The organism is Ammoniphilus soli (assembly GCF_040813775.1).
Genome location: NZ_JBEGDL010000098.1, coordinates 1 through 2,433, shown reverse-complemented (window position 1 = coordinate 2,433; position 2,433 = coordinate 1). Strand labels below are relative to the sequence as shown.

Genomic DNA, 2,433 nt, shown 5'->3' with positions numbered 1-2,433 from the left:
AAGAGGCTTTTTTATGTTCAAACCTCATTTTTCTTCATTACAGGAATGCTGCCCGTTAACTCAATAACTACCTGATTATCCATCAATAGGCTCTTCCGGCTCAAAGTGGGATAACCAATTTTCGTAATAATCATTGCTGTTTTCTTTCCAGAAAACCACAGCGGGATACTTATGAATTTCCTTCATAAGTTCTTTCGTCGTTGTTTCTCCGAAGTCCCTAATAAAAACTTTTTTATCCAAAGGAAACTCCCATACTTTGAATTTCGCCATTTCCTGGTTAGTATAGCCCACGTTATCTCTTAACCAAAAGACAGCAATGTCTTTACTATGACTTATAACTACTTGAACAAGATGAAATTTGAAATCATCACCTATTGCATATGCTTTAAGTTCTCTGGGTTCTTTCTGTTTTTTCATTTGTACTTAATTCTCCTTACCATTGCGGATCGAGGTCCTCCGATCCTCGACTATCGAATGATTAGTTTAAGAACGATTAGATTAATAAAATGGTTTAATGATTCCGTATAACCCAGCAGCCAAACATAAAAGTCCACCAACCATAAACAAAACTTTAATGAACCAAAAATTAAAAGAGATAGGTAATGGGGTTATATACCTAATATGGTCATACGTTTTATTGTTAAAGAACCGTTCCCTTGTGGCATGGAAGAACATATAAATTGAAAATATTCCAACGATAAAGCAGAAGATACCTGCATAAAAGTCTTTTCCCATTCCGTTAACCTCTATCCACTTTTAATAATTACTTATTCTTTCCTAGCTAATAAGGATTCAATTCTTGTTTAACTAAAACAAAAGAGCTGTCAGATGGCAGCTCTAAACTAATTTCTATTTCTCTTTTTTAAAAAAGAACCCTGTCCCATCTTCCTGCGGAACAAACCCTTCTAAATCTGTTGAGCTTTCTACCATACTTTGTTCTTCTGCTGTTATAACCGTAGTACGGTCTTTTTCATTTTTTTCTCGCATATTTTGTTCCTCTACTGTTACAACTCTATATTGATCTCCATCTTCTTTTGCCAATACTTCCGTGTTTTCAAAGTTTGTCATAAAACCAATTGATAGTGCTAAAACTCCTACAAGACCAATAATAACAGCTGATTTCCTTTTCATAAAAACCTCCGAATAAGTTCTTTTCCAAATTGTTACATCTCATTACTGTAAACATAATACCATGACATCCCTTTATCTGAACAAAAAAGGACTGCCGAACGGATGAACTAAAAATATAGTCTCTTCTTTACTCTTAATTGAGGGCTATTAATTAATCTTGCTTTTGCAATTCCTTTCTTGAATTTTACATTATTTAACCAGTGAATTATTGCTTTGGCGTCAAAGCTTGGACAATATCTTTCACCATTTTCGTAATACCAATATTTTTTATTCTTTGTTTCATCATGAATCCAATTTTCAAAGTCTGTTCTAATACGGTTAATTTTCCTACCTACTTTCGATGAACAGGAGATATATTGAATAATACCATCATCAAAGTCAAACTTAATAATCATGACTTCCAGCTCCCTCATTATGATTTGGGTATGTTTCAATTGTTTTTTTTGTTAGTCCACAGATTCCTTCTCAACTATTCTTCCAAATACCTCAACAACCAAATAAATAGTATAGAGCAACAATAAATCTGCTCCTCAACAAACATTCCCTATTTTTCTTGGACATTCACCACGACATTTCCAAACAATTCTTCTCCGAAATAAACGTCTAATCTCCAGAAACCCGCACTTGGCAACATCATAGATGATGGTGAATGATGATCAGCTCCATTATTCGGTGAAAGGTTTTGTCCTACAATGTCATGTACTATTATTTTTTCTCCAGTATCCTTGCTGACAGCTTGAATTCTTAATGGTTTCGTTAATGTTTCCTTATCTCCCCAAAAGTGCCACATATATTTCTGGGATTCACCTGCAATAAAAGGTCCATATTCTCCAAACCCAAGTTTTCCATTATCACCAATACGAAAAACATTTTCTATCTTTTGTCCATTTTGATTAACAAATTCTTGAACCAATGTCGGACTTTCATCCCAATTTTCTTCTTTTACTGTTCCTGTTTCGGTTGAACAACCTGTTAATGAAAATATCAAGACCAAAAGGAAAATGAAAACAAACAGATTATTTTTCATAATACACCTCCGTAAATGGTTTCTTATAATTGATTAGACGTTTTACTCGCCAAATCGGTTTCATTTTTATTTACAATAAACTTCCAGAGAGCGAACAAACTTGCCTAATCCCTTGTTGAACTATCCTGCCCAATAGCGGAACAAGACATAAAGGCTGCCGAAGCAGCCTAATGGAGCTAACGATCCCCGTTAGTCATCATACAGCGCAAAACCAGCGCTACACCACAGAGAATGAAAATTGGGTTTCAGTGTCCATACTGCTACTACGGCTGGCG

4 protein-coding genes are annotated in these 2,433 nt (G+C 34.9%); all 4 read right to left on the bottom strand.

All coding sequences use genetic code 11. The annotated features are described in order from the left end of the window. Positions 1–75 precede the first annotated feature (75 nt). The 4 genes from ABLT31_RS38295 to ABLT31_RS38280 all read right to left on the bottom strand — a co-directional run bounded on the left by ABLT31_RS38295 (position 76) and on the right by ABLT31_RS38280 (position 2,158). Positions 76–417 (bottom strand): hypothetical protein, encoded by a 342-nt coding sequence (locus ABLT31_RS38295; RefSeq protein WP_367760962.1) that lies wholly within the window; start codon positions 415–417, stop codon positions 76–78. 432 nt (positions 418–849) lie between these two features. Next, entirely contained in the window at positions 850–1,131 is a 282-nt protein-coding gene (locus ABLT31_RS38290; RefSeq protein ID WP_367760961.1) for a hypothetical protein, read from the bottom strand. A gap of 107 nt (positions 1,132–1,238) precedes the next feature. After that, positions 1,239–1,526 carry a hypothetical protein gene (locus ABLT31_RS38285; RefSeq protein WP_367760960.1) on the bottom strand — a complete coding sequence of 96 codons (288 nt, stop codon included), beginning with the start codon at positions 1,524–1,526 and terminating at the stop codon, positions 1,239–1,241. Positions 1,527–1,675: 149 nt separating this feature from the next. After that, on the bottom strand, positions 1,676–2,158 hold the full coding sequence (locus ABLT31_RS38280; protein WP_367760959.1) for a DUF4871 domain-containing protein: 483 nt from the start codon (positions 2,156–2,158) through the stop codon (positions 1,676–1,678). Positions 2,159–2,433 lie beyond the last annotated feature (275 nt).